Origin of the sequence: Porphyromonas gingivalis ATCC 33277 (assembly GCF_000010505.1) — a bacterium.
In the GTDB taxonomy this organism is placed as follows: domain Bacteria; phylum Bacteroidota; class Bacteroidia; order Bacteroidales; family Porphyromonadaceae; genus Porphyromonas; species Porphyromonas gingivalis.
Window position 1 is genome coordinate 100,694 of the sequence record NC_010729.1, and the last position, 21,112, is coordinate 121,805.

The 21,112-nt window shown below is 47.5% G+C and carries 22 protein-coding genes, 2 tRNA genes and 3 pseudogenes; 14 read left to right on the forward strand and 13 right to left on the reverse strand.

Annotated features, from left to right (window positions below):
* The first annotated feature begins 29 nt into the window (after window positions 1-29).
* Window positions 30-332 carry a helix-turn-helix domain-containing protein gene (locus PGN_RS00440; protein WP_004366620.1) on the forward strand — a complete coding sequence of 101 codons (303 nt, stop codon included), beginning with the start codon at window positions 30-32 and terminating at the stop codon, window positions 330-332.
* 49 nt (window positions 333-381) lie between these two features.
* Here PGN_RS00440 and PGN_RS00445 read toward each other — a convergent pair whose 3' ends face one another.
* From PGN_RS00445 to PGN_RS00460, 4 genes are all read right to left on the reverse strand, one after another.
* Window positions 382-747 carry a hypothetical protein gene (locus tag PGN_RS00445; RefSeq protein ID WP_012457235.1) on the reverse strand — a complete coding sequence of 122 codons (366 nt, stop codon included), beginning with the start codon at window positions 745-747 and terminating at the stop codon, window positions 382-384.
* A gap of 14 nt (window positions 748-761) precedes the next feature.
* Complete coding sequence (locus tag PGN_RS00450; RefSeq protein ID WP_012457236.1) at window positions 762-1,997, reverse strand: site-specific integrase; 1,236 nt, start codon at window positions 1,995-1,997, stop codon at window positions 762-764.
* Window positions 1,998-2,390: 393 nt separating this feature from the next.
* Window positions 2,391-3,731 (reverse strand): aspartate kinase, encoded by a 1,341-nt coding sequence (locus PGN_RS00455; RefSeq protein ID WP_012457238.1) that lies wholly within the window; start codon window positions 3,729-3,731, stop codon window positions 2,391-2,393.
* Between the two features lie 17 nt (window positions 3,732-3,748).
* Window positions 3,749-4,489, reverse strand: a complete 741-nt coding sequence (locus PGN_RS00460; protein WP_012457239.1) for a cell division ATP-binding protein FtsE — start codon at window positions 4,487-4,489, stop codon at window positions 3,749-3,751.
* Window positions 4,490-4,881: 392 nt separating this feature from the next.
* Here PGN_RS00460 and PGN_RS00465 point away from each other — a divergent pair, with 392 nt between their 5' ends.
* The 5 genes from PGN_RS00465 (at window position 4,882) to PGN_RS00485 (ending at window position 9,753) form a co-directional block, all read left to right on the forward strand.
* Window positions 4,882-5,895, forward strand: coding sequence for a M23 family metallopeptidase (locus PGN_RS00465; RefSeq protein WP_012457241.1), 1,014 nt, complete (start codon window positions 4,882-4,884; stop codon window positions 5,893-5,895).
* A 9-nt stretch (window positions 5,896-5,904) separates the two neighbouring features.
* Window positions 5,905-7,053, forward strand: a complete 1,149-nt coding sequence (gene lysA / locus PGN_RS00470) for a diaminopimelate decarboxylase (RefSeq protein WP_012457242.1) — start codon at window positions 5,905-5,907, stop codon at window positions 7,051-7,053.
* Window positions 7,043-7,930: a 1,4-dihydroxy-2-naphthoate octaprenyltransferase gene (gene menA, locus PGN_RS00475; protein WP_012457243.1), complete on the forward strand. Its 888-nt coding sequence runs from the start codon at window positions 7,043-7,045 to the stop codon at window positions 7,928-7,930. Before lysA ends, menA begins: the two co-directional genes overlap by 11 nt.
* Before the next feature lie 91 nt (window positions 7,931-8,021).
* Window positions 8,022-8,402 (forward strand): BlaI/MecI/CopY family transcriptional regulator, encoded by a 381-nt coding sequence (locus PGN_RS00480; RefSeq protein WP_012457244.1) that lies wholly within the window; start codon window positions 8,022-8,024, stop codon window positions 8,400-8,402.
* Between the two features lie 34 nt (window positions 8,403-8,436).
* The gene (locus PGN_RS00485) at window positions 8,437-9,753 is read left to right on the forward strand and encodes a M56 family metallopeptidase (RefSeq protein WP_012457245.1); all 1,317 of its coding nucleotides are present in this window, start codon (window positions 8,437-8,439) and stop codon (window positions 9,751-9,753) included.
* Window positions 9,754-9,797: 44 nt separating this feature from the next.
* Here the strand turns inward: PGN_RS00485 and PGN_RS12220 are convergent, their stop codons facing one another.
* Both PGN_RS12220 and PGN_RS00490 read right to left on the reverse strand, forming a co-directional pair.
* The gene (locus PGN_RS12220) at window positions 9,798-9,983 is read right to left on the reverse strand and encodes a DUF1661 domain-containing protein (protein WP_158298203.1); all 186 of its coding nucleotides are present in this window, start codon (window positions 9,981-9,983) and stop codon (window positions 9,798-9,800) included.
* A 670-nt stretch (window positions 9,984-10,653) separates the two neighbouring features.
* Complete coding sequence (locus PGN_RS00490) at window positions 10,654-11,739, reverse strand: IS5 family transposase (RefSeq protein ID WP_012457246.1); 1,086 nt, start codon at window positions 11,737-11,739, stop codon at window positions 10,654-10,656.
* Between the two features lie 138 nt (window positions 11,740-11,877).
* Here PGN_RS00490 and PGN_RS10070 point away from each other — a divergent pair, with 138 nt between their 5' ends.
* The 3 genes and pseudogenes from PGN_RS10070 to PGN_RS00500 all read left to right on the forward strand — a co-directional run.
* Window positions 11,878-12,105: a hypothetical protein gene (locus PGN_RS10070; protein WP_039416867.1), complete on the forward strand. Its 228-nt coding sequence runs from the start codon at window positions 11,878-11,880 to the stop codon at window positions 12,103-12,105.
* A 635-nt stretch (window positions 12,106-12,740) separates the two neighbouring features.
* Window positions 12,741-13,388 (forward strand): IS982 family transposase, encoded by a 648-nt coding sequence (locus tag PGN_RS00495; protein WP_257719870.1) that lies wholly within the window; start codon window positions 12,741-12,743, stop codon window positions 13,386-13,388.
* A 105-nt stretch (window positions 13,389-13,493) separates the two neighbouring features.
* Window positions 13,494-13,748, forward strand: a pseudogene (locus PGN_RS00500) (transposase); the annotation flags it as partial.
* Window positions 13,749-13,761: 13 nt separating this feature from the next.
* On the opposite strand, the pseudogene PGN_RS00505 reads toward PGN_RS00500, so the two are convergent.
* The 7 genes and pseudogenes from PGN_RS00505 to PGN_RS11545 form a co-directional block, all read right to left on the reverse strand.
* Window positions 13,762-14,166, reverse strand: a pseudogene (locus PGN_RS00505) (IS5/IS1182 family transposase); the annotation flags it as partial.
* The gene (locus PGN_RS00510; RefSeq protein WP_012457251.1) at window positions 14,130-14,582 is read right to left on the reverse strand and encodes a DUF3078 domain-containing protein; all 453 of its coding nucleotides are present in this window, start codon (window positions 14,580-14,582) and stop codon (window positions 14,130-14,132) included. The pseudogene PGN_RS00505 and the gene PGN_RS00510, both read right to left, overlap by 37 nt.
* A gap of 194 nt (window positions 14,583-14,776) precedes the next feature.
* Window positions 14,777-14,851 (reverse strand) — tRNA-Val (locus tag PGN_RS00515).
* A 42-nt stretch (window positions 14,852-14,893) separates the two neighbouring features.
* Window positions 14,894-14,968, reverse strand: a tRNA-Val gene (locus tag PGN_RS00520).
* Between the two features lie 114 nt (window positions 14,969-15,082).
* A pseudogene (locus PGN_RS10080) lies at window positions 15,083-15,271 on the reverse strand (ISAs1 family transposase); the annotation flags it as partial.
* Window positions 15,272-15,774: 503 nt separating this feature from the next.
* On the reverse strand, window positions 15,775-15,960 hold the full coding sequence (locus PGN_RS00530; RefSeq protein ID WP_080504388.1) for a hypothetical protein: 186 nt from the start codon (window positions 15,958-15,960) through the stop codon (window positions 15,775-15,777).
* A gap of 49 nt (window positions 15,961-16,009) precedes the next feature.
* On the reverse strand, window positions 16,010-16,156 hold the full coding sequence (locus PGN_RS11545) for a hypothetical protein (RefSeq protein WP_012457255.1): 147 nt from the start codon (window positions 16,154-16,156) through the stop codon (window positions 16,010-16,012).
* A gap of 318 nt (window positions 16,157-16,474) precedes the next feature.
* Here PGN_RS11545 and nqrA point away from each other — a divergent pair, with 318 nt between their 5' ends.
* The 5 genes from nqrA to nqrE are packed head-to-tail and all read left to right on the forward strand — an operon-like array spanning window position 16,475 to window position 21,107.
* Window positions 16,475-17,830 carry an NADH:ubiquinone reductase (Na(+)-transporting) subunit A gene (gene nqrA / locus PGN_RS00535; protein WP_012457256.1) on the forward strand — a complete coding sequence of 452 codons (1,356 nt, stop codon included), beginning with the start codon at window positions 16,475-16,477 and terminating at the stop codon, window positions 17,828-17,830.
* A gap of 30 nt (window positions 17,831-17,860) precedes the next feature.
* Window positions 17,861-19,060: an NADH:ubiquinone reductase (Na(+)-transporting) subunit B gene (nqrB, locus tag PGN_RS00540; protein WP_012457257.1), complete on the forward strand. Its 1,200-nt coding sequence runs from the start codon at window positions 17,861-17,863 to the stop codon at window positions 19,058-19,060.
* Window positions 19,061-19,083: 23 nt separating this feature from the next.
* On the forward strand, window positions 19,084-19,818 hold the full coding sequence (locus PGN_RS00545) for a Na(+)-translocating NADH-quinone reductase subunit C (RefSeq protein ID WP_005874954.1): 735 nt from the start codon (window positions 19,084-19,086) through the stop codon (window positions 19,816-19,818).
* 5 nt (window positions 19,819-19,823) lie between these two features.
* Window positions 19,824-20,453 (forward strand): NADH:ubiquinone reductase (Na(+)-transporting) subunit D, encoded by a 630-nt coding sequence (gene nqrD, locus PGN_RS00550; RefSeq protein ID WP_012457258.1) that lies wholly within the window; start codon window positions 19,824-19,826, stop codon window positions 20,451-20,453.
* Window positions 20,454-20,492: 39 nt separating this feature from the next.
* Complete coding sequence (gene nqrE / locus PGN_RS00555; protein ID WP_010956515.1) at window positions 20,493-21,107, forward strand: NADH:ubiquinone reductase (Na(+)-transporting) subunit E; 615 nt, start codon at window positions 20,493-20,495, stop codon at window positions 21,105-21,107.
* Window positions 21,108-21,112 lie beyond the last annotated feature (5 nt).

Consider the following 21,112-nt stretch of genomic DNA (forward strand, 5'->3'; position numbering starts at 1 on the left):
TAGTATCACCACTAAAACCGATGCAAAATATGGACAACGATGTAAAGACCAAGAACAACGAAGAGATTGCGCACTTTCTCAACGCGAGCGACCGTATGATAAAGGGGATAGATGTCCTGCGGAAAAAGAACAGACCTCTGCTTAACGGGCATCGCTATCTGACGGACGATGAACTGTCCCGCCTGTTGCATATCAACCGGCGCACGTTACAGGATTATCGCAACATGGGAAGAATCTCCTTTGTCAAGTTAGGCGGAAAAGTACTCTACCGGGAAGAAGATGTGGAAAAGCTGTTGCAGGAGAATTACCGTCCTCGGTTTGAGAAGCCTTGACGGAGAAACAGGCAGTAAGAAACATTTTTCTTACTGCCTGTTCTCATATTCAGTTGTACCATCCTCCTTTGCCATAACACACAAGTAATGGAGGACTTGTTCTCTTCTTTTCGGTCAGTCTTCCGATTATCCATTGACGGAAACTCTTTGCCTGTGGAGAAGCAAAGCGAAATGACAGCATCGTAATCATTTCAAGGTTGTATAAATCCACCGAACCATCCCTAAACAATAGCGTTTGCATTACCTCATCTTCCCTGAGCAAGCCCTCTTTGAAGATAGACTTGATGTGGCTGTTTACCTTGCTGGAGAATACGCCGAACAAGGAGGCTATTTCGCAAGCCGACATCCAAACGGGAGTAGCCGTCGGGATATGTACTTTTCCCTTCTGTCCAATGGTTATAATTTCTCTTTTCATAGCTCTTCTCCTTATTATATAGTAATCCCATTGAACTGCTCTATCTTACTCAGTTTATCGGAAAGTGCCGCCATGTCCCGACTTTCCTTTTCGTGGGTGATTTTGGCATAAATCTGCGTGGTGCGGATGTTCGTATGTCCGAGCATCTTGGAAAGGGTTTCGATGGGAACGCCGTTGGTCAGACAGATTTCCGTCGCCATAGTGTGGCGGCTGGTATGCCACGTAATCTCCTTTTCAATGCCACATAGCCCGATGATTTTCTTGATGTTCTTGCAAGCGGTTATATACTGTGGAACGGGTAGAAGAAAGTTTTCCTTTGCCATGCCATCGTATTTCTCGATAATCTGCTTCGGAATATCCAAGAGCATGATATTGGACTCCACACCCGTCTTTTGTCGCTTGGTCATAATCCAGAGTTTCCCATCAAAGGAAGTTTGAAGGTTGTCTTTGGTCAGGTTCTTCATATCTGTAAAGGACAAGCCTGTAAAGCAACAGAAAACATACAAATCCCGAGCAAGTTCCATTGACTTGCGTCGGAATTTCAAATCCAATAATTGGCGGATTTCATCCTTGGTCAGATAGTCCCTGTCGGTACTCTCGGCGGATATGCTGTAATCCACGAACGGGTCACGAACTATCCATCCGTGATTCTGGGCAATGGTAATCATACGGCGCAGGGGCATCATGTAAATCCATACCGTGTTGTTACAGCATTGCTTTTCGGTGCGCAGGAAGATGTCAAAGTCGGTAATGAAAGCCGGAGTGAGTTCTTTCAAAGCAATGTCGCTGACACGGTAGCGGTTCTTGATGAACTCCTCCAGATGCTTATAGACCGTGCAATACTTGTGGTAGGTGGATGGGCATCGCAAGCCTGCATCGACCTGTTTGAAAAAGTCCTCATTGTGCTGGGCAAAGACTTTCAGCAAGGTTTCATGCCGCATTTCCAAGCCCAAGAAAGCGTTCTTCACTTTCTCGGCAGTGACATAGTTATCCCGCTCGGCTATCTCCTTGTATTTGGCATTGATGCCGACACGTATCTTGTCCAAAAAACGGTTGGTTTCCAACGCAACGGCACTTTTTCCCGAAGCTCTATTGCTCTTGATGTCCCACAAATCAGGATGGATATCGCATTTGCAACTGAACTGGGCAATGGTGCCGTCAATGGTGATACGACACATCACGGGAACGGAACCGTTCTTCTTGGGAGCGTTCTTTTTGAGGTAGAACAGAACCTTAAACGTACTACGCATAACTCTGACTTTTTACGGTTTACAAAACTATTCATTGTCAGGTTATTTGTTGCTATGCAAAATATTGTCGTTCAATGGTAAAGAAACAATCCGCAATTTATTTGCCTGTTTCTTTTCATCGACATACCTTTGCAGGAGGTAATCCCCGAAGTTCAGGTCGGATTTTGTGCTGTTCGTTACCGCTTTTCCCAATCCTCACCTGCAAAGGAGGTGGTAATGTTTTGGTAACGCTGCTCTGTCCGAAGTAGACATAAGCCTGTCTTTTGACGGTTTTCGGACAAATGGCTTAAAAATCAGAACTGACTGACTCACAATTCATTTACGCTATTTTGCCTTTTCTTGAACCTTGAGGATAGATTTTCACAGAAAAAATAAGAAGTGGCATGGGAAGCCTTAGGCTTTTGTCGCACGTGAATTAAAGAGCTTGTTGCTCAATGCTATCAGCGCTTTTTTCTTGTCTTCCGCCTTGACGAGTACCGAAACGTTGTAGTTACTCCCGCCGTATGAAATCATCCGAACCGGCACTCCTTTGAGCGCATTGATGATACGAGCCTCGAAGCCCACATTGTCCCACTCCATATCGCCTACGATACAGATGATGACCATATCCTTATCGACCGTCACATCTCCGATGTCGGACAAGGCACGAACAATATCGGGCAGATTCTTGTCATTGTCGATGGTCAGGGAAACGCCCACTTCGCTCGTAGCGACCATATCCACAGGCTCCTGGTAGAACTCGAATATCTCGAAGAGCTTGCGCATAAAGTGCCATGAAAGGAGTTTGTTGCTGCTCTTTACCTTGATAACCGTAATGCCATCCTTGGCAGCAACGGCCTTGATACAATCCTTTTCGGTATCCAGTGAAATCAGCGTCCCGGGTGCATCGGGATCCATCGTATTGAGTAAACGTACCGGAATATTCTTCTCCTTGGCCGGCTTGATACAGGTCGGATGGAGGATTTTGGCTCCGAAGTGTGCCAGTTCCGCAGCTTCTTCAAAATGGAGACGGCGAACGGGTGCCGTAACGTCTACGACACGAGGATCATTGTTGTGCATGCCGTCGATATCCGTCCATATCTGAATCTCATCAGCATTCAGTGCTGCTCCGATCAGAGAGGCCGTGTAGTCGCTGCCGCCACGTTGGAGATTGTCGATCTCTCCGAAGGCATTCCGACAAATGTAACCCTCCGTCAGGAATAGCATATCCTCATCCGGATGAGCCTCAATCATCGGCAAGAGATGCTTCCGGATATAGTTTTTGTCCGGCTCTGCATTCTTGTCGGTACGCATATACTCCAAAGCCGGCAGCATGGCTACCACTGCACCCATCTCCTGCAAATAGATCTGCATCATGGTCGTGCTCATCAGCTCGCCGAGGATCAGCACACGCTTTTCTTCGAAGAGTGTGAAGCCCTCCACGTCGCACATATGACCCAGAGAGTCGAGGAGGGAGTCGACGGCCTTCTTGGCTGCGCTCAAGGTATCCGGACGTTTGTATAGAGCATTTATTTCGCGATGATATTTCTCTCGCAACACCTGCACCACCTCTTTGGCCTGTGCCACATTGCGTTTGACAAGGTGTGAGGCTATTTCGACAAGCGAATTGGTCGTTCCGGCCATAGCCGAAAGGACTATAATTTTTCTTCCTTTTACCGAAGTAATCAGTCGGGCAACACTGCGGATACGCTCAGCATCTCCTACAGACGTACCGCCAAATTTGAGAACTTTCAATTCCTGATCTTATCGTGCTAATCTATTTCCGTATTTTTTCTTGAAACAGCATCTGCACTCAGCTCGACCAAAGAGGAGGCATCGCCATTCTTACGAACGGCCAATGTCCGTGCCGGCAGATGCGACAGCAGGCTGCTGTTGTGCGTGCTCATAAGTACTGCAGTGCCCTGCTTACTGATTTCGTAGAGCAGAGAAGCAATCTGCAATCCGGTCTCCGAATCGAGGTTGCCTGTGGGTTCGTCGGCCAGGATCAACGCAGGCTTCGCCAGCAAAGCTCTGGCTATACCCACACGTTGCTGCTCCCCTCCGGACAGTTCGTGCGGTCTCTTATAAGCCTTCCGAGACATTCCCACACGGGTCAAAACCTCCTCGATACGCTGCTCGCGATCGGCTCGGTTCTTCCAGTCCGTAGCTCGCAAAACGAAATCCAAATTCTCCGCAACAGTACGTCCGTTCAGCAACTGGAAATCCTGAAACACAATGCCCAAATTCCTGCGCAGATAGGGCAACTGCTTCCGTTTCAACTTCGCCAGATCATAATCTATCACGCGGGCATAACCGGCAGAGATAGGCACCTCAGCATACAAAGCCTTCAGCAAAGTGCTCTTCCCCGATCCCACTGAGCCTATCAGATAGACGAAGTCTCCAGCAGAAAGGGTCAGATTCAAATTTTGAAAAATGACGTTTTCCTCCTGACAGAGCGTCACATCTCTCATCTCCACTACAAGAGCTTTATCGGCCATACTTACAATATCCATTCGTTTTTTCAGAGGCTATTTCCGAACAAAGTTAAAAATAAACCGTGGAGGATAATTCTACCGAGTGGCTCAGATCGGTTTACACTTTCCCAAATCATAAAGAATCCGACGGCATCCTTTTTTGATCAGAAGTCTTTGAAGTACATTTTTTGCCAATGAGACATTACATATTGGGCACAAAAAGAATTGATCCACAAGGCAAACCACCCCCTGCACTCGAAGGCAATATGTGTGCAAAGAACGAAAATAACTTACCAAATGCATGGTTATTCGGATTTTTTATTACACCTTTGGAGCGAATTTTTTCAAGGGCAGACTCGGGAGCGTTGTTTTCCACGACCTTTCAACGTAGAGCCGACTGCTTAATCTTATTTTAAAACAGGAACAGAAATATGTCGAAAAAATCGATCCTTCTGCTTTGCTGTTCGCTGTGCTTCATTTCTGCTACGAAGGCTGTGACCCCCGTCAGAAATGTGCGCAATACCCAAGTGAACAGCAAAGCAAAGACCGAACGTACAAAGCCCTCAGACTCTGTACGGTACATTAGCAACATGATTGCAGATCGGCTGGAGTTCCGCAACAAGATTTCTTCCGAAAAAGAGGTAAGAAAAGCCGAATATGAAAATCGGCTGGCGATGGAAGCACTCAATTACCCTGCCATAGATTTATATGGTGAAGATTCTTGGAGCGAGTATGTAAACCCTTTCGTGGGTGCAGGAACCGATGTCGAAATTCCGAACTCCTATGACATTGATTGCTCTTCGTTCGTGATGCCCGTCGAAGATAAGCAGGTCACCTCTCAATTTGGCTACCGTCGGCGTTTCGGACGGATGCACTATGGTATTGATCTTTCAGTGAATCGTGGCGATACGATACGAGCAGCCTTTGACGGGAAAGTTCGTGTACGCAGCTATGAAGCGCGTGGCTATGGCTACTACATAGTTTTGCGCCATCCGAACGGATTGGAGACTGTGTACGGACACATGAGTCGCCAATTGGTAGACGAAAACCAGATCGTTCGAGCAGGACAACCTATCGGATTAGGAGGCAGTACGGGTCGAAGCACTGGCCCTCATCTTCACTTCGAGACCCGCTTCATGGGTATTCCCATCAATCCGAACACCATTATCGACTTCGATAACGGAGTGCCGCTCCGAGACATCTACACATTCAAACGAGGGAGTAATTCTCGCTATGCCAAAGCCTCTAAGGCTTCTTCTCGCTATGCAAAAAAAGGGAAGAAAGACAGACAAGCTTCTTCTCCTATGACCTATAGAATCAAAAAAGGCGATACTTTGGAAACAATAGCCAAAAGGCACGGCACTTCTGTTCAGAAACTCTGTGCTACCAATGGCATTGGCAAGAGTAAAATTTTGACTCCGGGCAAAGCCTTGAGGATCAAATAGAAGCTTTCAATGAAAACACCTTTCTATTTTTATGATCTGACACTCTTGGAGAGGACGCTTTCCGCGCTCGCCCGGAGTGCAGGAAGGCACGATGTTGCCATTCACTATGCGCTCAAGGCGAACAATCATCCTCGTATTTTGCAGACGATTGGTGCTGCCGGCTTCGGGGCGGACTGTGTGAGCGGATGGGAGATAGAAGCGGCTATCGAGGCAGGCTTTCCCGCTTCCGATATTTTTTTTGCCGGAGTAGGCAAAAGCGATGAAGAGATTTTGCTTGCTTTAGAGGCGCGGATAGGTGCTTTCGTAGTAGAGAGTGTGCCCGAATTGCTGAACATCGAACGATTGGCCGGATCGAAGAACGACATCGCTCCGATATTGCTTCGGCTCAATCCGGAGGTCGATGCGCATACGCACAGCCATATAACGACAGGATTGGCAGAAAACAAATTCGGTCTTTTGCCCGAAGATGCGTTTGCACTGATGCCCCACCTTTTACAGTCCGGATCGCTGGTATGGAGAGGATTGCACTTCCATATTGGATCGCAGATACGGTCAGCCAAGGTTTTTGAGGAGCTATGCGAAAAGACCAATCGCATCCTTGCTTCTTTCCGTACGGCCGGCTATTCCCCTGACATTATAGATATGGGAGGCGGGCTTGGTATCAATTATGACGAGCCGGAGGCCGAACCGATACCTGATTTTGCCACTTATATCGAGCGGTATCGACGGATGATAGAGACCGGTGAGGCTCGGCTGCATATCGAACCCGGGCGTTCGGTGGTGGCACAATGCGGCAGTCTGATTACTCAAGTGCTGTACATCAAAGAAGGAAAGGCAAAAAAGTTTGCCATAGTGGATGCCGGTATGACCGACCTCGTCCGTCCGGCTTTGTATGAGGCGCATCACCAAATCCGGTTGGTGCAACCCGGAGAATGGACGATGCGTGCGACTTCTCCCTCAGCGGCTCTGACAGAGAAATACGATGTTGTCGGCCCTATCTGCGAATCCAGCGATGTATTCGAGCGTGAATTGCTCATGCCCGAACTCAAACGCGGCGATTATCTGGCTATTCGTTCGGCCGGAGCATATGGAGCCGTGATGGCTTCTTCCTATAATATGCGTCCGCTACCGGGAAGTCTTTTCTCAGATGAGCAATAACGGATCACCCCCGCGTCTCAAAGCTTGGCTCGCTTTGCCACGGCCTCATACCCTGCCGGCATCTGTCAGTCCTGTCGTTGTAGCCATTGCTTATGCTATAGCTGACGGCAATTTTCGCTGGCCACAGGCCGCTTTGGCTTTGATCGTAGCGGTGTCTGCCCAAACGGTCAGCAATATAGCCAACGATTGGTTCGATTATAAGAAGGGTGCGGATACCGATCAGCGTGTAGGCTTTGAAAGTGGGATCTCCAAAGGTTGGTTGTCGGAGCGACAGGTTCTCGCAGCTCTTTTCTCTTTTCTTTTTCTGCTCGGCCTTAGCGGTTTTCTGCTTTGCGCCATTAGCAACTGGTGGTTGCTGGTCGTGGGAGTCGTTGTAGCCATTGGAGCTTTGTCGTATAGTGCCGGTCCTTATCCTTTGGCCTATCATGGGTTGGGCGAAATCGCAGTCTTCATTTTTTTCGGTCTGATCCCTGTCCTCTTCACCTATTACGTTCAGGCCGAAAGTTTCCCCTCCGATCTTTGGCATTTGGGCGCGGCGATGGGATTTGCCGGAGTCAATATCCTCATCGTGAACAACTATCGGGACTATGAAGAAGACCGCAAGAGTGGCAAGCGTACGATCCTCGTAAAGAAAGGACGCGACCTCGGTCCGAAACTCTATCTCGCCTGCGGTCTGCTTTCCATGATGGTGCTTTATCCTTTCTTTTCGGCCGGTGGTTTGCTGCTTCTGCTGCTTTATCTTGCTTTTTTCATGACCAATTACCGCCGTCTTCTTCGAGAGGAGGGTACGGCGTTGAACGCGCTTCTTGTCCGTACGGCAAAGGCTCTTTCCCTGCTGGCTTTCGTTGCGATAGCCATGCTTTTCCTTGCTCGATAAATAAATCTGCGAAATTTTCGTAGAAAAGGCTTGTATTCTTACGAATAATTCGTAAGTTTGCAATGTAACAATACATTAGCAAAAAAAAAGTATGCCGAAAGAGATCGAACGACTGACTACGATAGAGGAAGATACGATGAATATCATCTGGCAACTGGGGACATGCAACATTCGTCAGGTACTGGCCGAAGTGCCGGAGCCTAAACCTCCTTACACGACCCTTGCGTCGGTATTCAAAAATCTGGAACGCAAACACTATATCAAACCTTTTCGCGAGGGAAAAACCTACCATTATCGTATCTGTATCTCCCGCGAAGAGTATGCTACACGAACCATGCACCGCATGGTGGACAACTACTTCACGGGCAGCTATAAGCATCTGGTACAGTTTTTTGCCGCCGGTAGCGATATTTCCGTGAAGGATCTGCGCGAAGTGATCGATATGATCGAAAAAGGAGAGGAAAGCGAGTAGGGGATTTGATTCATTCAAACTATTAGTACGTACTATGACATACACCCTTGTTTTATATATGGCAGTGGCTTCTATCGGCCTGGCTCTCTTCTGGATATTCGAGAGGCTGATGATCCATGGCAATACCCACTGTCGTCTTCGTCGTGCCTACTATCTGGGAGGGTTCGTCTCGGTAGTCGTCTTGCCTTTCCTGGGCTATTTCCTTCCCTCTTGGCCGAGCTTATTTATCCAAAACAGGTCGGTCGGGATGGAGATACTCCGTTCCATCGAGATCGTATTGCCCGAGGCTTTGGTCAGAACGGCGGGGGCGGATGCTATTCCTGCTGTCTCGCCTCTCCTTCGGGGCCTGTTCTTGGCTTGGTTACTTGGCATAGGCGTACTGCTGATTCGTTTCGGTATTCGCCTCCGTTCCCTCCTGTGTCTTATTTGCGGTGCCGAACGGGCGGAGATAGAGGGTGTACCCGTTTACTTTGCTCCTCGTGTAAGGATGCCGTTCAGCTTCTGTGGGCGTATTTATCTTCCGACCGATCTGCGGTCATACCCTTCTGTGAGAAATGTTCTTATCCATGAACAAGAACATACCCGAGCAACGCACTTTGTCGATCTTTTGATCGCCGAAGTGGCATGCATGCTGTTTTGGTTCAATCCGTTTGCTTGGGCTTTGAAGCGCGATATGCAGCGCAATTTGGAGTTTTTGGCCGATCGGGCTGTGCTCCTCAGAGGCGTGAGCAGACGCGAATATCAATATGAATTGTTGGGATTTACGCTGGAGGTCGCGGCCGGACCTCTGTGTAGTTCTTACAATATAAACGACTTAAAAGAAAGAATCAGAATGATGAACAAAACGAAATCCAATCGTGCGGCCGGAGCCAAGTATCTTGTCGCACTCCCGTTGGCTGCCCTTATGCTTCTGAGCGGTAAATGGCTGTGGGCGGGCAATGCCGTATCCGAAGTCCGGGAAGTAGTAGCAACCGTTGCGAGCGATCCCGCCCCCTTGTCTGATGCTCCTGACATCTCCCTGCAGCAGGACGAGGATCCTGTGTGTTCCGAGCTAGATACTCCACCATCTTTCCCCGGGGGAATATCCAAGCTGATGCACTTTCTGAGTAAGAACTTAAAATATCCGGAGCAATCTGCAAAGAACGGCATCGAAGGTAAAGTCGTGGTCTCGTTTGTTGTCGAAAAAGACGGCAGACTGACTAACATACAAATAGAAAAAAGCGTAGCACCCGAATTGGACGCAGAAGCCATAAGGGTGATTTCGGCCATGCCGAAGTGGAATCCCGGCAAACAGAAAGGCAAGACAGTGCGTACGAGCGTAGCCCAACCAGTCAGATTCCGCCTGAAATAAGCTCTTAGAAACTCTCAGAAAACATAGCTCTATCCAATCGTGCCCTAAGCCGAATAAGGTTTAGGGCATTGTTGTGATCGGTCGAATTTTACCACCCTTGCGGAGATAAAAAGACCGATGGCTCCGAGAGTTTTATTTGTGGTGCCAAAAGATTGTGATCCGTGGTTCTGAAAAACGTGGCGCGGGAAAATTTTGCTTTTGGTTTGAGAAGTGAAATTTTTGCGAGCCAAAAGAATAATTTTTTGGCTCGAGTTTCTCGAAATTCACGAACCATGTTTTGTCCATTTATGGTTCGTGTTTTTGTCGAAGAGGAAGGTGCCCGATTCCTTTTTTCGGCGGTTCGAGTTTGTTGGCATCGGGATGCGAGTATGCGTATGCCGAATGGTGTGCCGATTAGTAAGGGGGCACAAGTGTCATTCGCACCGGCATAGCTTCGTCCACTCCTGCTATGCCGGAAATCAAGCCTAATCAAAGGGTTTCTAAGGCTCTATATCTTTTGACGTTGTTAGGCTTCCGTCTCGGATCGTGCTATACGTCCGATGGTTTCTAAGGCTCTATATCTTTTGACGTTGTTGGCCAGAGTGTACTTTTGCCTAAGAAACAATGATCTCGACTCTGCACAGGATGAGAGTGCTCGCAATGGCTTCTAAAGTACTGACTTGCTGCCACTTATAGTTGGCAAACAGTGTAAAAACTTTCTTTCGATAAAGACCTGCGGAATATGGGTGCAAAAGGTCGGAAAAAACTCTGTGGAGACCTTTGAAAAATAAGGAGATGGAGGGAAGAGGAGTTCTTGGCATAAAAGGAGCGAGTGAAAGGGGTGGCAGTAAGGAGTGAAAGTAGTTGTAAATCCCCCCTTTGAGGAGCTACTTGTACGAGCTCCTCAAGGGTGGTTATGCCTTATCCTACGGATGAGGACATAATTATCCCCGGGGTTCTGTATAAATTAAAGGCGATGCTTTCAAGAACGTTTTGAGTATGGGTCTTGGCAAGTCCCCGGTATCGACATCGTCCGCCATGAAACCACCGGCGAATACTGCCAAAGGTGCGTTCGATGGTGCTCCGTATCGGACCGATTGCTTTGTTTCGTTGCTTCTCTTCCTCGGTCAATGCCCTGTTGCGTTGTGCCTTGTGCATGATGCCGTCTTGAAGGTGATGGGTTTGCAGGTAGGAACGATTTTCCCCGCAAGCATATCCTTTGTCCGCCAAGACGGCTGTACCTTGAGGTATGTTTGCACCCTGCAATAGCGGAATAAACTCCTTCGTGTCACTGCGGTTCGCTGCAGTCGTTATCACCTTTTGAACAATGCCTTGAACATTGGTCAGACAATGCTTTTTGTATCCGTAGTGATAACGCTTTTGTTTGTACACCCAACGGGCTTCTTCATCCGTCCCTTTACGCTGACGGACAACCTGTTTTTGATAATCCTCCTCTGCCTCTTTTTCCTCCTCGCTCCGATTGTCTTCTCTGTCGTCTGCGACTTCAATCGTAATGGTTCCGTTGGGTTTATGTGGCGTCTCCACAAGGCTTGCATCGACAAGCACCCCTTCCCTGACCGAAATGTGATGGCGCGAAAGTTGTTTGTTAAACTGCGCCAATAGTTTGTCCATGAGACCCAACTCTGTCAGTGCCGAACGAAATCGACTGATGGTGCTGTGGTCGGGAGATACCTCTTCCATCTTCAGTCCCAAGAATCGGGAAAAGGTGATTGAATCATTGATGCGCTCCTCCAAAGCACAATCACTGAGGTTGTACCATGTCTCCAAAAGCAACATCTTGAATAAGAGAATCACGTCATAAGCCGGGGCGCCGATGGCATTTTGTCGCTTCGTGTATTTCTTGTTGATCAGCGTCCTGATCGGACGCCAATCGATAAGCCTGTCAACCTGATTGAGGAAGTCGTTTTGTGCTTTGCGATAACGCTTTGAAAGGAGTGCGTCTGCAAATGTTACATGCTCATCGGTATTCTTGAATTGGTATGCCATGGGAGGAATATTATGCTGTTTTTACTACTCAAATATACAAAATAACTCCCTATTATACAATGAATTAACAGGCAAAATACACACCAATCGCCGTGCAAAGGTCTCCTCATAGGTATTATTGGTTGCTACTGTGTGCCGATGGTGGCCGGATGGATTATTGGAGCCGGAGGCGGTATCGGCTCGTATGGACGCAATGTGAATCAGACGGCACAGCGTGGCACAGGTGCATACACGGGTAGCAAGGCGATGATTGGAGGTGCACAAGTGCTGTTGCCGGTCATGTCGTTTGATGTCTCAAAGGGGCACTCATTAAAGGGGAGTAAATTTCCACCATTGGAAAAAGAAGTTTCCACTTGTGGAAAATAAACTTTCCACTAGTGGAAAATTAGGTTTCTACTTGTGGAAATCTGGCATGTGCCAAATAGTCGCCTGACACACAATAAAAAGAATGAACAAAAGTGCCTGCTTATTGTGCAGAGTTCCCATTTGGATGTAACGTCTCTGGGCACAAAGACAAACTATCCTTACGGAAGAGGTTGTTCAAAGCCGCTCTGAATATAGACTATCTCAAAAAGCTACTAAAGATTTGATGCGGTTGCCCTCTTGCTCCCCTACCGAAGTTAATTCAAGCAAAAACATCAAAGGCTGCAACCACCCATATCGGCAGCCGCAGCCTTCGTTGTCAGAAATTGAAATTCTTTATTTAACGTCAGTTCGACGTAAGAAAAAGCCAATGGATTTGTTTTCTGATTAGGGTTAAACGCCCAAAGGACGTGGGCATTATGCTTGAAAAAGTAGCGAATTATTTGTATCTTAGCTGTTGACAATCAATAAGATACGAACAAACAAAACGCTACTTTATGAAGACAAATATAGTTGATGTTTTTTGCATCATAGATGATTTCTCCAAGCTTTTTGATGAAGCAATCAAGAAAAAGACTCTCGAAGAGGCAGACAAAAAACGCAGGAATAGAAAGTTTAAGATGTCGGACAGTGAGGTCATGACCATCCTGATCCTTTTTCATCTGTCAAGATACCGAGATTTGAAAGCTTTTTATCTTCAATACATCACCCATTCTTGTCGATCCGAGTTCCCACATCTTGTCTCTTATAATCGCTTTGTGGAGCTGCAAAGCAGGGTAGGTTTCAAGCTGATAGCATTTCTCAATATGTGTTGTTTGGGTCAATGTACAGGCATCTCTTTCATCGATTCCACCCCACTGAAGGCTTGTCATATCAAACGAGCTCATGGGCATAGGACAATGAGGGGATGGGCTCAAAAAGGCAAAAGCACCATGGGTTGGTTTTATGGATTCAAACTACATATTGTTATCAACGACAGGGGTGAAATCATCAACTATCAAATCACACCGGGCAATTGTGATGACAGAGAACCTCTGAAAGACGGAACATTCACCAAGAATCTTTTTGGCAAACTCATTGCCGATAGAGGCTACATTTCCCAAAACCTTTTTGACCGGCTCTTTGTCGATGACATCCACATGATAACCAAACGCCAGTTCGATCTAAGCGAACATACCATAAAAATAACAAGTAGCTGTAAATCATACTCTTTTGTGATTCTCCGGCTGCATAATGATCGGGAAGAAGGGGCGGCTTCTAAGTCATTGGGCTTCAGATGTAGATAAAAAGCCATCTGAAAGCAATATAAGTACCTGAAAAACACTGTGTGGAAAATAAAACACACTAATAACCAATGTGTTGTGCCATTCCTTTATATCGAACTCACGTTAACCAAAATCAAAAAGAACATGAAGAACTCCCTGATGCATCTATATGACAAAGTTTTATTGAGGAAGAGAGCCCTGATCGAAACGGTCAATGATATGCTCAAAAATGTCTGTCAGATAGAGCACACGAGACATCGCAGTGTCAACAATTTTGTCACCAACCTGATCTCCGGTATCATCGCTTACAACATCCTGCCTAAAAAGCCTGAACTCAATATTGAAATCATCAGAAACCCTAACTTTCCTATTTCCGCTTAGATCGAACTGACGTTTTGTTAAACTGCGCCAACAGTTTGTCCATGAGACCCAACTCTGTCAGTGCCGAACGAAATCGACTGATGGTGCTGTGGTCGGGAGATACCTCTTCCATCTTCAGCCCCAAGAATCGGGAAAAGGTGATTGAATCATTGATGCGCTCCTCCAAAGCACAATCACTGAGGTTGTACCATGTCTCCAAAAGCAACATCTTGAATAAGAGAATCACGTCATAAGCCGGGGCGCCGATGGCATTTTGTCGCTTCGTGTATTTCTTGTTGATCAGCGTCCTGATCGGACGCCAATCGATAAGCGTGTCAACCTGATTGAGGAAGTCGTTTTGTGCTTTGCGATAACGCTTTGAAAGGAGTGCGTCTGCAAATGTTACATGTTCATCGGTATTCTTGGATTGGTATGCCATGGGAGGAATATTATGCTGTTTTTAATACTCAAATATACAAAATAACTCCCTATTATACAATGAATTAATAAACAAAATACACACCAATCGCCGTGCAAAGGTCTCGTCAAGTGATCCGAGGGCTTCTCATATCCTTTGGCATACTGTGAGAGGAAAGTGAAAAGCGCACTTCCGTACCAATGTTTGCCGATCTCATAGCCGGCCTTCGTGAAGAGTTCGATCTTGTCTACACTTTTGTTCCACTTGTTGGCTGTTGTGTAGGTCAGACCGAAGTCTGTACGCAAACCGTTGTCCCAACTCCATTTATCTTTCAGGTAGTTGGCATCTATGTTCAAATAGAGGTTACCTGCCACCGTGTTTTCTCCACCGGCAGCCCAGTTGGTCAGAGAAGTCTGAGAGGCATTTAGTCCGGTCACACCTTTTATAGTCCAGTCCTTTTTGGGAGTGTCAGATGCAGTGTTTGCTTCTTATGCGTTCGCAAGGGTGAACAGCAAGCCACCCATTGCCAGAAAAACAATCAGTCGTTTCATCTGTTTTTTTTCTTCTTTTTTAAAGTGAAAACAAGAAAGCCGCACAAGAATCATCGATGCTTGCACGGCTTGAAAAAAGGTGGGCCCAATAGGATTCGAACCTATGACCCTCTGCTTGTAAGGCAGATGCTCTAAACCAGCTGAGCTATAGGCCCCTTATATCTTTCACGATCATCCTTGCTTCGTTTGCCATAGAGTGGGCCCAATAGGATTCGAACCTATGACCCTCTGCTTGTAAGGCAGATGCTCTAAACCAGCTGAGCTATAGGCCCTCTTGACAATGTCTCTGCAAAGAAAAATCCATTGACTTTCCGAAAGACAGCGCAAAGATAAAGGATATTTTTTACTGTACAACAAATTTGCTGATTTTACCCAGGGCAACCGCATCAAATCTTTAGTAGCTTTTTGAGGTAGTCCATATTCAATGCGGCTTTGAACAACCTCTTCCGTAAGGATAGTTTGTCTTTATGCCCGGATACAATGGCTAAAGCAAACTTTCTCAAGGTGTTTAGATTGGTGGCTGAATAATCCTTACGAGCTCGACAAGCATCTTCCCTAAAGGTTACATCCAAATGAGACCTTTGCACGGCAATTGGTGTGTATTTTGCTTGTTAATTCATTGTATAATAGGAAGTTATTTTGTATATTTGAGCATTAAAAACACGTGAGTTCGATATAAAGGAATGGCACAACACATTGGTTATTAGTGTGTTTTATTTTCCACACAGTGTTTTTCAGACACTTATATTGCTTTCAGATGGCTTTTTATCTACATCTGAAGCCCAATGACTTGGAAGCCGCCCCTTCTTCCCGATCATTATGCAGCCGGAGAATCACAAAAGAGTATGATTTACAGCTACTTGTTATTTTTATGGTATGTTCGCTTAAATCGAACTGGCGTTAAAACAGGAGCCATAGCATTGCTCCTGGCTCCTGTTGCGACATTGCATCTCATCCCTTGTGGTGGTCTATTCCTCATCGAGTTGCTCACCGGCAGTGATCGACTATGCTTCGAACAATCCTATAAAGATAGGAAGATAGCCCAACATACACCTAAAACAGTAGCCTGCAATTTGACCTATAGACCTGCTTTCATCGTTTGTTCCGCAAGGATTTTGTCTTCCAAACCAAATTTACCAAGCCAATGCTTAATAAGGCCTTGGGCGATGTTGTACTTCTTTTCGATGGCATACTTGCTGCCGGGGCTGCCGAGGTATTCTTCCACTATGTGAAGACGCTCGGAATCGGTCAAATGTTTCGACATAATTACTGTTTTTTTGACCGCCCCGAGTGTCAACTTTTTTCAGGACACGTCACCCGATTCCTTTTTTCGGCGGTTCGAGTTTGTTGGCATCGGGATGCGAGTATGCGTATGCCGAGTGGTGTGCCGATTGGTAAGGGGGCACAAGTGTCATTCGCACCGGCATAGCTTCGTCCACTCCTGCTATGCCGGAAATCAAGCCTAATCAAAGGACTATCGTCTTGGACTCTATATCTTTTGACGTTGTTGGCCAGAGTGTACTTTTGCCTAAGAAACAATGATCTCGACTCTGCACAGGATGAGAGTGCTCGCAATGGCTTCTAAAGTGCTGATTTGCTGCCACTTATGGTTGGCAAACAGTGTAAAAACTTTCTTTCGATAAAGACCTGCGGAATATGGGTGCAAAAGGTCGGAAAAAACTCTGTGGAAATTTTTCCTCAAATGCCTCCATACTTATAGGTATATATAGGGGAAAAAGCTACTTTTGCGACACAAATTGGAATAATAATTCTGTGTCATGGCAAAAGTTATAAAAACAAAAAAAGGCCTTGCACTTAATCTGAAAGGAAAACCGCTGCCCGAGATGCTGGCCGAACCGGCCCAAAGTCCTACTTACGCGGTCGTGCCCGACGATTTTGAAGGTGTTATCCCCAAGGTGACGGCTCGTCCGGGGGATAAGGTGCGTGCCGGCTCAGCACTGATGCACCACAAGGCATATCCGGAGATGAAGTTTACAAGTCCGGTTAGCGGCGAAGTGATCGCGGTGAATCGCGGTGCCAAGCGCAAGGTGTTGAGCATCGAGGTGAAACCGGACGGACTGAACGAATACGAGTCGTTCCCTGTCGGGGATCCGTCTGCCCTCTCTGCCGAACAGATCAAGGAGCTTTTACTGTCGAGCGGTATGTGGGGTTTTATTAAGCAACGTCCTTACGACATAGTGGCTACACCGGATATAGCTCCACGAGACATTTATATTACTGCCAACTTTACTGCACCATTGGCTCCGGACTTCGATTTCATCGTTCGAGGAGAAGAACGCGCCCTGCAGACTGCCATCGATGCCTTGGCCAAGCTTACGGCCGGCAAGGTCTATGTGGGCCTGAAGTCCGGCTCTGCCCTGAACTTGCATAATGCGGAGATCGTACAAATGCAAGGGCCTCATCCGGCCGGTAACGTGGGCGTGCTGATCAATCATACGAAGCCGATCAATCGGGGCGAAACGGTGTGGACGCTCAAGGCTACCGACCTGATCGTGATCGGACGTTTCCTGCTTACGGGCAAAGCCGATTTTACCAGAATGATTGCCATGACCGGTTCAGACGCTGCAGCTCACGGATACGTTCGCATTATGCCGGGTTGCAATGTCTTTGCTTCCTTCCCCGGCCGACTGACAATAAAGGAATCTCACGAGCGTGTGATCGATGGTAATGTGCTGACCGGTAAGAAGCTCTGCGAGAAGGAGCCTTTCCTGTCAGCCCGGTGTGACCAGATCACGGTGATCCCCGAAGGCGACGATGTGGACGAACTCTTCGGGTGGGCTGCACCCCGTCTCGATCAGTACAGCATGAGCAGAGCTTATTTCTCTTGGTTGCAGGGGAAAAACAAAGAGTACGTACTCGATGCCCGGATCAAGGGTGGCGAACGTGCTATGATCATGAGCAACGAGTATGACCGCGTTTTCCCGATGGACATCTATCCGGAGTATTTGCTCAAGGCTATTATAGCATTCGACATCGACAAGATGGAGGACTTAGGCATATATGAAGTGGCTCCGGAGGACTTTGCCACTTGCGAATTTGTGGATACATCCAAGATCGAGCTGCAGCGTATCGTTCGCGAGGGCTTGGATATGCTCTATAAGGAAATGAATTGACGAATCCCTCACACTCTAAAGCATAAGACATTGAAAGCGTTAAGGAATCAACTCAACAAACTGAAGCCTCATTTTGAAGAAGGCGGCAAGCTCCATGGCCTGCACTCTGTCTTCGACGGCTTCGAGACCTTTCTCTTTGTGCCGAACAGGACATCGCAGCATGGCGTACATGTGCACGATGCCATTGATAGCAAGCGCACGATGATCGTCGTGTGTATGGCTCTTTTGCCGGCCTTGCTCTTCGGTATGTATAATGTGGGGGTACAACATTATATGGCCATCGATGCTCCCGTAGTATTTTGGCCGGCTTTTCTCTTCGGACTTCTCGCCGTACTGCCCAAACTTATTGTCTCCTATGCCGTCGGTTTGGGGATAGAGTTTGCCGTAGCTCAGTACCGGAAGGAAGAAATTCAGGAAGGCTTCCTCGTATCGGGTCTGCTTATCCCGATGATCGTGCCGGTAGATACTCCGCTGTGGATGATCGCCGTGGCGACGGCTTTTGCCGTGGTTTTTGCCAAGGAGGTGTTCGGCGGTACGGGACGCAATATATTCAACGTGGCTCTCGTGACGCGTGCCTTCCTCTTTTTCGCCTATCCGGCGGCTATGAGCGGCGATCAGGTTTTTGTCCGCACGGCTGATACCTTCGGCCTCGGCGCAGGTACGGTAGCGGACGGCTTCTCCGGAGCTACACCTTTGGGGCAGATAGCCACGGCCGGTGCCAAGATGCCTGAAATACATAATGTGGCAGGCGACCCCTCTTCCCTGATGGATGCTTTCCTCGGCTTTATACCCGGCTCCATCGGTGAAACCTCTACTCTGGCTATCCTGATCGGAGCTGTCCTGCTGATTTGGACGGGGATCGCGAGCTGGAAGATCATGTTGAGCGGTTTGGTAGGAGCCTCAGCAATGGCTCTCGTATTCAATGCCATCGGCACGACGGCGGCGATGCAGATCACTCCGCTGATGCACATTGTCTATGGAGGCTTTGCTTTTGGCTTGGTATTTATGGCCACCGACCCTGTTACTTCTGCCCGTACAGAAAAGGGGAAATGGATCTTCGGTTTCTTCGTCGGTCTGATGGCTGTATTCATCCGAGTGCTCAATCCGGGTTACCCTGAAGGGATGATGCTTGCGGTCCTGCTCATGAACGTATTTGCTCCGCTGATCGACTATTTCGTGGTGGATAGCAACATTAAAGCGCGCAAAGCACGTATGCTTAAGAAATCCTAACCGCTAAATATTTCGATAAAGACATGAATAGAGATAAAAACTCATACACCATTCTCTATGCCTCGGTGATGGTTATTGTCGTGGCGGTTTTGCTGGCTTACGTCTCTCAGTCATTGGGCGACAGGCAGCGTGACAACGAGAAGATAGACAAGATGCAGCAGATCCTCCGCTCTGTGAATGCCGGAATAGAAGATAAGGGCAAAGTAATAGCTCGGTACACGGACGTGATCAAGCAAGAACTGCTCATCAATCAGGATGGTACGGTAGCCAAGACCTTCGAGGGCGAGCAGTTGGCACAAAATGAAGCATTCACGCTCAATACGCGCAATGCTTTCAAATCGGCCGCTAATGATCCAAGCATTTCGCTCCCTCTCTATATCGCAGAGATAGAGGGTCAGAAGAAATACATTGTCCCGATGAACGGTGCCGGTCTTTGGGGACCGATCTGGGGATACATTGCGCTGAACGAAGACTGCAATACGATATTCGGTGCAGATTTCAGTCACGAAGGCGAAACGCCGGGATTGGGAGCCGAAATCACTCGCTCGGAGTTTTCCGGTCAGTTTATCGGCAAAGAAATCTTCAAAGAGGGCGAATTCCGATCTGTTGCCGTAGTCAAGAAAGGCCAGAAGGCCGAAGGAAAGGACTATGTGGATGGCATTTCGGGCGGTACGCTGACGAGCGATGGAGTGAATGAGATGCTCATATCCTCTCTCCGTCCTTACGCTCTATACTTAATGAACAACGTAAAAAAATAAGGGCTATGTCACTTTGGAATAAAAAGAATAAGGAAATTCTTCTCGGGCCGCTAAGCAGCAACAATCCCGTTATCGTGCAGATGCTTGGTATCTGCTCTGCTCTGGCCGTAACAGCCAAGCTGCAACCGGCTATTGTCATGGCCCTGTCGGTTACTGCGGTAATAGCTTTTGCCAACGTTATTATCTCTCTCCTGCGCAATACGATCCCCGGACGCATCCGAATTATCGTTCAGCTCGTCGTGGTCGCAGCTCTGGTGACTATCGTGAGTCAGGTACTGAAAGCCTTCGCTTACGATGTGAACAAGCAGTTGTCCGTTTTCGTCGGCCTGATCATTACCAACTGTATTTTGATGGGACGTTTGGAGGCTTTTGCCTTGGCCAATCGTCCTTGGGAGTCATTCCTCGATGGTATCGGAAACGGTCTGGGATATGGATGGGTTTTGGTTATTATCGCTTTCTTCCGCGAATTGCTCGGTTCCGGTACATTGCTGGATATAAAAGTCATTTCCAAGAGCTTCTACGAATCGGGTTATGTCAATAACGGTCTGATGATCTTGCCACCGATGGCTCTGATCACCGTGGCAGTTGTCATCTGGGTACATCGTGCCCGTAACAAGGATTTGCAAGAGAACTAAGTAGGACACGCCTGACAATCAATTAAGACAGTATCAATTATGGATTACATAAGTATGTTTGTCCGCTCGATATTCGTGGACAATATGGTTTTTGCCTACTACTTGGGAATGTGTTCTTTCTTGGCCGTTTCCAAGAATGTGAAGACCTCTATCGGGCTCGGAGCTGCCGTGACTTTCATCTTGGTCTGCACCTTGCCCATCAACTATCTGTTACAGAACTATATTTTCAAGGCCGGTGCTCTTTCTTGGCTCGGATCCCAATATGCCGAAGTGGATCTGAGCTTCCTCTCACTGATCATCTTTATCGCGGTGATTGCATCCTTTACGCAGCTCGTGGAAATGGTGGTGGAGAGATTCAGTCCCTCCCTCTATGCTTCGCTGGGTATCTTCCTTCCCTTGATCGCGGTGAACTGCGCTATCCTCGGAGGATCGCTTTTCATGCAGCAGCGTGAGTTTATCAATGTCGGGATGGCTACCGTCTATGGATTCGGCTCCGGTATCGGCTGGATGCTGGCTATCGTAGGGATGGCTGCCATACGCGAGAAGCTGGCATATTCCAACGTCCCCAAACCGTTGAGAGGGTTGGGTATCACTTTTATTATCACCGGTCTCATGGGTATTGCTTTCCTGAGCTTCTCCGGCGTGAAACTCTAAAAAGA

Excerpts from the sequence above, each read along its gene's own strand:
- PGN_RS00440 (WP_004366620.1), top strand. The coding sequence starts at position 30 with ATGGACAACGATGTAAAGACCAAGAACAACGAAGAGATTGCGCACTTT.
- PGN_RS00445 (WP_012457235.1), bottom strand. The coding sequence starts at position 747 with ATGAAAAGAGAAATTATAACCATTGGACAGAAGGGAAAAGTACATATC.
- PGN_RS00450 (WP_012457236.1), bottom strand. The coding sequence starts at position 1,997 with ATGCGTAGTACGTTTAAGGTTCTGTTCTACCTCAAAAAGAACGCTCCC.
- PGN_RS00460 (WP_012457239.1), bottom strand. The coding sequence starts at position 4,489 with ATGGATATTGTAAGTATGGCCGATAAAGCTCTTGTAGTGGAGATGAGA.
- PGN_RS00465 (WP_012457241.1), top strand. The coding sequence starts at position 4,882 with ATGTCGAAAAAATCGATCCTTCTGCTTTGCTGTTCGCTGTGCTTCATT.
- lysA (WP_012457242.1), top strand. The coding sequence starts at position 5,905 with ATGAAAACACCTTTCTATTTTTATGATCTGACACTCTTGGAGAGGACG.
- menA (WP_012457243.1), top strand. The coding sequence starts at position 7,043 with ATGAGCAATAACGGATCACCCCCGCGTCTCAAAGCTTGGCTCGCTTTG.
- PGN_RS00480 (WP_012457244.1), top strand. The coding sequence starts at position 8,022 with ATGCCGAAAGAGATCGAACGACTGACTACGATAGAGGAAGATACGATG.
- PGN_RS00485 (WP_012457245.1), top strand. The coding sequence starts at position 8,437 with ATGACATACACCCTTGTTTTATATATGGCAGTGGCTTCTATCGGCCTG.
- PGN_RS00490 (WP_012457246.1), bottom strand. The coding sequence starts at position 11,739 with ATGGCATACCAATTCAAGAATACCGATGAGCATGTAACATTTGCAGAC.
- PGN_RS10070 (WP_039416867.1), top strand. The coding sequence starts at position 11,878 with ATGGTGGCCGGATGGATTATTGGAGCCGGAGGCGGTATCGGCTCGTAT.
- PGN_RS00495 (WP_257719870.1), top strand. The coding sequence starts at position 12,741 with ATGACCATCCTGATCCTTTTTCATCTGTCAAGATACCGAGATTTGAAA.
- PGN_RS00530 (WP_080504388.1), bottom strand. The coding sequence starts at position 15,960 with ATGTCGAAACATTTGACCGATTCCGAGCGTCTTCACATAGTGGAAGAA.
- nqrA (WP_012457256.1), top strand. The coding sequence starts at position 16,475 with ATGGCAAAAGTTATAAAAACAAAAAAAGGCCTTGCACTTAATCTGAAA.
- PGN_RS00545 (WP_005874954.1), top strand. The coding sequence starts at position 19,084 with ATGAATAGAGATAAAAACTCATACACCATTCTCTATGCCTCGGTGATG.
- nqrD (WP_012457258.1), top strand. The coding sequence starts at position 19,824 with ATGTCACTTTGGAATAAAAAGAATAAGGAAATTCTTCTCGGGCCGCTA.
- nqrE (WP_010956515.1), top strand. The coding sequence starts at position 20,493 with ATGGATTACATAAGTATGTTTGTCCGCTCGATATTCGTGGACAATATG.